Below are 7,605 nucleotides of genomic sequence, written 5' to 3'. Positions count from 1 at the left end.
GGGGAGGCCTCGCGGCCTCCCCCTTTTTTGCGTTTTATAGAGAGCTGTAATACAAGAACTCGCCTTCTCTTAGCTTGTCTTACTGTTTGGCTGTATTTTGAGTCCTTCTTTTGTATTTGCGCGATAATAACTCCCATTGGCGTTAGGGAGGACTTGATGTTTACCGTTTTTGTCTTGGGCAATATTGCTTCGGGTAAGTCGACTGCCTGCCGCTATCTCGAATCTCATGGCGCCATGCTTATCGATCTGGACGAACTTGCCAAATCGCTGTATGTGCCAGGCTCCGATATCGTCAATGCCCTCGCGGAAGAATTTGGCTGGGATATTTTGGACGAGGAGGGCGGCGTTCGCCGTAACATACTCGCTTCTCGAGCTTTTGTTTCTCCTGATGCGGTCGCGAGGCTCAATAGCATTGTGCACCCCGTTCTCATTGAGCAGCTGTCACTGAGGATTCTTGATCCGGTTTGCTGCACGGTTTCTTCCCCCCGTTACCCCTTTGCGGTGGTCGAGGTTTCTGCCCCGACTGGTTTTGAGGATGGATTTGGCTTGGCTGATGAAATTCTGGTCATCAGCGCCCCTTTGTCAGTTCGTCGCAAGCGTGCTATTCAGCGTGGCATGGAGCCATCTGATTTCGATGCCCGTTCTGCTTGCCAGCCCGATGAGTCTGCGCTGTGCAATCTCGCTACAACGGTGATTGATAATACCGCAGGTGATAATTCGCTCTTTGAGCAGCTTGACTCATGGCTTGCATGCCATGGGTTTATAGACACTGCGAATCAGGAGGATGCCGATGCCTAAGACACGTTTCTTTGCGTGGTATCGCCTTATACCGCTGGCTGCCGTTTTTGCCTTCGGCCTTATTTCGCTCGTCTACTCGTATGCTCCTGCCGCCTTCTTTAAGCCTTTGTATCCAATTGACTACGAGGCGTATGTAAAGCAATCGAGTATTTCGCATAATCTGGATCCGTATCTGGTGTGCGCTGTCATTAAGTCGGAATCGAATTGGGATCCCGAGGCTGAGTCGAATCAGGGTGCTCAGGGATTGATGCAGCTGATGCCCGAGACTGCCCAGGATATGATCGCCAAGGGTCTTGTCGACGGTGGGGAGTATTCGGCCGACAACCTTAACGATCCGGCTACGAATATCGAGTTTGGCTGTGCGTACCTCTCGTATCTCTTAACGTATTTCAACGGGTCGACGGATAGCGCTATTGCCGCCTATAACGCCGGCATGGGCAATGTCGACGGATGGGCGCAGCAAAGTACGTCGCTGCACAATGCAATCACCTTTCCCGAGACGCAGGCGTATCTGATTCGCGTCAATAATGCCTGGGTTCGCTATAAGACCCTCTATCCCGATCGGTTCGTATAGGACTATGCCTGCCGCCTGCGTATACTGCAGATATATGAGTTAGGAGTATCCATGGCGGAATTTGAAGTAGAACGCGTTGGCGGTGAACTTAAGCGCTTTGGCGTTGAGGGCGCTGAGGTGCCGTTTGAAGTCGTTTCTCCCTATGAGCCTGCAGGTTCTCAGCCTAAGGCCATTGAGTCGCTTGTGCAGGGTGTGAGGGACGGAGATCGCTATCAGGTTTTGCTGGGCGTGACTGGTTCGGGCAAGACCTTCACGATGGCTAAGACTATTGAGGCCCTGGGGAAGCCGACGCTGGTCATGGCTCCCAATAAAACGCTCGCCGCTCAGCTTGCGAGCGAGCTCAAAGAGTTCTTTCCCAACAACGCTGTGGTCTACTTTGTCTCGTACTACGACTACTATCAGCCCGAGGCGTATGTGCCGCAAAGCGATACATATATCGAGAAAGACTCCTCGATTAACGAAGAGGTCGAGATGCTGCGCCATCAGGCGACCGCATCGCTGCTATCTCGACGCGATGTGATCGTTGTCGCATCAGTCTCGTGTATCTATGGCATTGGCTCTCCTGAGGACTATGCGGGTCTGGCTCCAAACGTCGACAAGAAGGTGCCGCTCGAGCGCGATGACTTTATCCATGCGCTTATCGACATTCAATATGATCGCAATGACTATGACCTGGCGCGCGGCACGTTCCGCGTGCGCGGTGATGTCGTCGACGTGTATCCGCCTTATGCCGAGCATCCGTTGCGGTTTGAGTTCTTTGGTGACGAGGTCGAGCTGATTGCCGAGATCGATGAGGTTACCGGAGAGATGCTTCGTGAGTACGAGGCCATCCCCGTATGGCCGGCCTCGCATTACGTGACCGAGAAGCCAAAGGTCAAGGCCGCTCTGAAATCAATCAGTGAAGAGTGCGAGAAGCGTGTGGCCGAGCTCAAGGCGACTGATAAGTTGCTCGAGGCACAGCGTCTGCAGCAGCGTACCGACTATGATCTCGAGATGCTCGAAACGATGGGCTTTTGCAACGGCATCGAGAACTACTCGCGTCATCTGGACGGGCGTAAGCCGGGTGAGCCGCCGTTTACCCTGATCGATTACTTTCCTAAGGACATGCTCTGCATCATCGATGAGAGCCATGTGACGGTGCCGCAGATTCGCGGTATGCACGAAGGTGACCGCTCGCGTAAGGTAACGCTGGTGGAACACGGTTTTCGCCTGCCCTCGGCACTCGATAATCGCCCGCTTCGTTTCGATGAGTTTGAGGCAAGGATACCCCAGTTTATCTATGTTTCGGCCACACCGGGCGACTACGAGCTGCGGGTGAGCCAAAACGACGTGGAGCAGATTATTCGTCCGACCGGTCTGCTCGACCCCAAGATCGATGTGCGTCCGGTTCGTGGGCAGATTGACGATCTTGAGGACGAGATTCGCGAGCGCGTTGCCCGCAAGGAGCGCGTGCTGGTGACCACGCTCACCAAGCGCATGGCCGAGGACCTGACCGACCATCTGCTTGATGCCGGCATTAAGGTCAATTACATGCACTCCGATACAGCGACGATGGACCGTGTCGAGATCCTGCGAACGCTGCGCGAGGGAAAGATTGATGTTCTCGTTGGCATCAACCTGCTTCGCGAGGGCTTGGATCTCCCCGAGGTCTCACTGGTGGCAATTCTCGATGCCGATAAGGAAGGCTTCTTGCGCAACCGCCGTTCGCTGATTCAGACGATTGGCCGCGCGGCCCGTAACGCCGATGGCGAAGTCATCATGTATGCAGACGTTGTGACCGATTCGATGAAAGAGGCCATCGAGGAGACGCAGCGCCGCCGCGAGATTCAGATGGCATATAACGAAGAACATGGCATTGTGCCCAAGACGGTGCGCAAGGCCATCAACGACATCTCAAGTTTTATTGCCGAGGCCGAAAAAACCGTGGGTTCCAAGGGACGCTCGAAGGGCGACTCTCTTGGCCATGGCGCATTCTATACGCCCGATGAGTTGGGCGAGGGTGGCGTGCCGGAAACAGTGGCGCCCGAGCAGACACTTGCGGAGCAGTTGGAAGAACTGCCGCATGACGAGCTCGTGCGGATCGTCGAAACCATGGAAGAGGATATGCGTAACGCTTCTGCCGCCATGGACTTTGAGGAGGCGGCGCGCCTGCGCGATGCCGTCGTTCAGATTCGGGCGATGCTCGAGGGTGCGTCTGAGGACGAGACGATCGAGCGCTTACGTTCGCAGGCCCGCAAGGGTTCCACGTTCGCATCGGGCAGAAAACGCCAGGGTGCACGGTTTAAGAAATAGTGAACAGGCCCCGAGTTCCCTGTGGAGCTTGGGGCCTGTGTCTTTTGCGCGCTGGAATTCGTGCGTTAGAGGTCTGCGATCAGGGCTTCGGCACAACGGATGCCGTCGGTGGCCGCGCTCATGATGCCGCCGGCATATCCAGCTCCCTCACCACAAGGGTAGAGGCCCGGGGTCGACACGGCATGGCACGTTCGGTCTCGGGTGACAGTGACCGGTGAGCTCGAACGAGTCTCCACGCCGGTAAGAACGGCATCGGGGCAGTCGTAGCCGCGTAGCTTTTTTCCGAGTAGGGGAAGTCCCAGGCGGAGCGACTCGATGATATGCTGCGGCAGGGCTTCGTCAATTGCCGTCCAGGTCACACCGAGCGGATAGGTGGGCTTTACCTTTCCGGGCGCCTTACTGGCGCGTCCTGCGAGGAAATCTCCGACGAGCTGTGCTGGTGCGTTCCAGTTGGAACCGCCCAGGCGATAGGCGGCCGCCTCGCAGGCACGCTGGAGCTCGATGCCGGCGAGCGGGTCATTGTTGGGAAGGTCCTCAGGCGTGACGTTAACGAGCAGGGCGGCATTTGCGTTGCGTCCGTCGCGGGCATTGAGACTGGCCCCGTTGACGCACAGATGGCCCTGCTCGGAAGAGGCGGCGACAACCTGCCCGCCGGGGCACATGCAAAACGAGAACACGCTGCGGCCGTTGGGAAGATGGGCAACAAGTTTGTAGGGGGCCGCCCCGAGCGCTGGATGTCCCGCCGAGGCTCCATATTGGGCTCGGTCGATGTCGCGTTGCGGATGCTCGATGCGAACGCCCATGGCAAAGGTCTTTTGTGCGAGGGCCACGTTGTGGTCCTTAAGGAGCTCAAAAATATCGCGAGCAGAATGCCCGCAGGCGAGGATGAGGTGCTTTGTCTCGATTGACTCGTAAGCGGCGTCTTGGGACGATTGGACATCAATGCCGGTGATGGCGCCAGACGCGTCGATGCGAATGTCGACGAGCTTCGTTCGATAACGGACGACACCTCCGAGCTGCTCGATGCGCTGGGATATAGCGGTGACAACCTTGGGAAGGATGTCGGAGCCAATGTGCGGCTTGGCATCCCACAGAATATCGCGGGGCGCACCCGCCTCGACGAAGGTTTCGAGGATAAGACGATGGGCGGGATTTTTTGTTCCCGTATTGAGCTTGCCGTCCGAGAAGGTCCCCGCGCCGCCCAGACCAAACTGGATATTGCTCTCGGGGTCGAGGATGCGCTCCTTTAGAAAGAGGTCGATCGCCCGCGAGCGGCGAAATGCCGGGTCGCCGCGCTCGATGAGCAAGGGCTTAAGACCTGCTTCGGCGAGCGTAAGCGCAGCGAAAAGGCCGGCGCATCCGGCGCCGACAACGACAGGGCGTTCTTGAGGTGCGTCGGAGGCGGGGGAGGGGAATGAAGGCTCATAGTCTTCTATCGCGCGTACGCGCGAGCGGTCACGCTCGGCAACGCTGTCGATCGCTTCTCGCTCGAGGTGGGGACTAGTCAGCTCAACACGAAAGCTCAGGATAAAATGGACGTCTCGTTTTTTGCGAGCGTCGATTGACTTGCGGTGGAGCTCGATGGACTTGATCTCGGAGTCTTTGCAACGCAGGACGCGTTTGACGACTCGCTTGCCAACGATGAGGCAGGCTTTTTCGTCGCCGGCCTCATCGAGCGACGCGTGGACTTGGGTGATTTCGATCATCGAGGTCTCCTTAGATGCAAAAAAGAGGCCGCTCGGTGTCCCAGACGGCCCGAATGCGTTTTGATTATAGACTGCGCGGCTATAGGCTGCTTGCAGCGCGAATACCCGAGATCCAAGCCCACGCAAGGTTGAAACCGCCGCAATCGGCATCGATGTCGAGCGCCTCGCCACAGATGTAAAGTGGGGCGCCTGCCGCGTTGCTCACGCAGAGGTTGGGAGCTGAGACACTCTCGATGGGCACGCCGCCGCGCGTGACCTGGGCCGAACGCTCCTCTGTCGTTCCCTCGACGAGCAGCTTAAAATGCTTGAGGATTGAGACCAGATGGATGGCGTCGTACGACCCGGGGTGGCACTGTTCGAATGCGGTGCAGACAACGTGAGAGAACTGCGGGGCGAGCATGCCGTCGAGCCAGCGGGGATCGCGGGGTGAAAAGCCGCCGAGCAACTCAACTCGCTGGTTGAGCATATCGAGCAACTCGTCTTTGGAGAGGTCGGGGAAAACGTCGAGCAGAATCGTGTCGCCGCACTGGACGCGACGGGAGAGGTTAAAGGCGGCAACGCCCGAGATGCCAAAGGTTCGGAAGAGCACTTCGCCGTCTTCGCGCCAGAGCCCCTCGTGATTGCGGGTGAGCGTCAAACGGGCGCGGACGCGCAGGCCATCCAGTGTCTTGAGCGCAGTCCGGTCGCCGAAGACCGATGCCGACACAGGGCAGAGGACGGGGTGCTGCGGGGTGAGGGAAAGATCGAACGTCTTTGCGATACCGGTGGGGTTGCCGCCCGTAGCGATAATTACGGCATGTGCCTGCAGGGCCTCGTTCTTGCGAGGGACATCGGCGAGCGCCTTCCGAAGCGAGCGGAGCTCCGATTTTCGGTCGTCGTGCTTTTTTGCCTTGAGCGCCCGCGCTGGACGGTCTATTTGGAGTGCCCAGCCTTCGGAAGCTTTGTGCGCCGTGGCAACGTTGGCTCCGCAGATTAAGGTGATACCTAGGCGGTCGCAAACGTTGAGAAGCGCGTCGCGCACCGATTCGGCGCGAAGGGAGCGCGGGTACAGCCGGCCTTCCTCGGAGGTTGTCATGATGCCCAGCGAGGAGAAGAAACCCATAAGCTCTTGTTCGGGCTGGGGGCCCATGACGGATTCGACGAATGCGGGGTGGTTATACCGCTGAGGATCAATCGATTCGTTGGAGAGGTTGCAACGGCCGTTACCGGTCGCAAGGAGCTTGAGGCCGCAGGCGACATCGCGCTCAACGATGCAGACGCTTTTGCCAGCGCGTGCGGCCGTAATGGCGGCGGCGAGGCCTGAAGCCCCGCCGCCGATTACCAAGACGTCATAGAGGGCGCTCGCGTTCACTTAGGCCTCGTCGGTCTCGTGCGGGGTAATAGCCTCGACGGCAGAGACTGCCTTGGGCAACATGCCATCGGGCAGCGCGGTCTCGACCTCGCCCTTATCGCAGGCCTCGGCGAGTGCCGGATTAATGGGAAGCTGGCCCAAGATGTCGAGGTTATAGCGCTCTGCGACCTCGGGGAGCTTGCTCTTGCCAAAGACCTCGATCTTCTTGCCGCAGTCAGGGCACTCAATATAGCTCATGTTCTCGACAATGCCCAGAATGGGGACGTTCATCTTCTCGGCCATGTTGACCGCCTTGGCGACGATCATCGAGACCAGATCCTGCGGGCTCGTGACAATGACGATGCCGTCGACCGGCAGCGACTGGAAGACGGTGAGCGCGACGTCGCCTGTTCCCGGAGGCATGTCGACCAGTAGGTAGTCGATGGGGCCCCACGAGGTCTCGCTCCAGAACTGCCTAATGGCGCCTGCGATGACCGGACCGCGCCAAAGGACGGGGTCGGTCTCGTTTTGGAGCAGCAGGTTGGAGCTCATGACCTTGACGCCGTGCTCGGAGATTTCGGGCAGCATAAGGTTGCCAAGGGCATGGACGTGGCGTCCACTCATACCGAACATCTTGGGGATAGAGGGACCGGTGATGTCGGCATCGAGGACGCCGACCTTGTGGCCGTGACGGGCAAGCTCGGTGGCGATGGCACCGGTGACAAACGACTTGCCGACACCGCCCTTGCCGGAAAGCACGGCGATGACGCGCTTGACCTCGGACAGCGTGTTCTCCTCAAATTGCGACGGCGACGTTTGTCCGCCGGCGGCCTGTGCGTGTTCGCAACCCATGTATGACTCCTTTGTATATGCTGGGGCCGGGGCCCCGCGATGTGACACGAGCG

The 7,605-nt window shown here is 58.4% G+C and carries 6 protein-coding genes; 3 read left to right on the top strand and 3 right to left on the bottom strand.

From position 1 onward, the window contains the following. Positions 1 to 156 precede the first annotated feature (156 nt). The 3 genes from coaE to uvrB are packed head-to-tail and all read left to right on the top strand — an operon-like array spanning position 157 to position 3,664. A complete protein-coding gene (gene coaE, locus DWX39_RS09365; protein ID WP_117759575.1) occupies positions 157 to 798 on the top strand; it encodes a dephospho-CoA kinase in 642 nt (213 codons plus the stop codon). Then, positions 791 to 1,372 carry a lytic transglycosylase domain-containing protein gene (locus DWX39_RS09360; protein ID WP_117759573.1) on the top strand — a complete coding sequence of 194 codons (582 nt, stop codon included), beginning with the start codon at positions 791 to 793 and terminating at the stop codon, positions 1,370 to 1,372. The genes coaE and DWX39_RS09360 overlap by 8 nt, the downstream gene beginning before the upstream one ends. Positions 1,373 to 1,423: 51 nt before the next feature. After that, complete coding sequence (uvrB, locus tag DWX39_RS09355; protein ID WP_117640771.1) at positions 1,424 to 3,664, top strand: excinuclease ABC subunit UvrB; 2,241 nt, start codon at positions 1,424 to 1,426, stop codon at positions 3,662 to 3,664. Positions 3,665 to 3,729: 65 nt separating this feature from the next. Here uvrB and DWX39_RS09350 read toward each other — a convergent pair whose 3' ends face one another. The 3 genes from DWX39_RS09350 to DWX39_RS09340 form a co-directional block, all read right to left on the bottom strand. Beyond that, positions 3,730 to 5,370, bottom strand: coding sequence for an NAD(P)/FAD-dependent oxidoreductase (locus tag DWX39_RS09350; protein WP_117759571.1), 1,641 nt, complete (start codon positions 5,368 to 5,370; stop codon positions 3,730 to 3,732). Positions 5,371 to 5,449: 79 nt separating this feature from the next. Beyond that, positions 5,450 to 6,721, bottom strand: coding sequence for an NAD(P)/FAD-dependent oxidoreductase (locus DWX39_RS09345; RefSeq protein ID WP_117759569.1), 1,272 nt, complete (start codon positions 6,719 to 6,721; stop codon positions 5,450 to 5,452). Next, positions 6,722 to 7,552, bottom strand: a complete 831-nt coding sequence (locus DWX39_RS09340; RefSeq protein ID WP_022094864.1) for an Mrp/NBP35 family ATP-binding protein — start codon at positions 7,550 to 7,552, stop codon at positions 6,722 to 6,724. It lies immediately after the preceding gene. Between the last annotated feature and the right edge of the window lie 53 nt (positions 7,553 to 7,605).

Origin of the sequence: Collinsella sp. AF19-1LB (assembly GCF_003459655.1) — a bacterium.
Classification (GTDB): Bacteria; Actinomycetota; Coriobacteriia; order Coriobacteriales; family Coriobacteriaceae; genus Collinsella.
The sequence above is the reverse complement of the archived record's forward strand: the minus strand, read 5'-3'. Positions and strand labels throughout refer to the sequence as shown.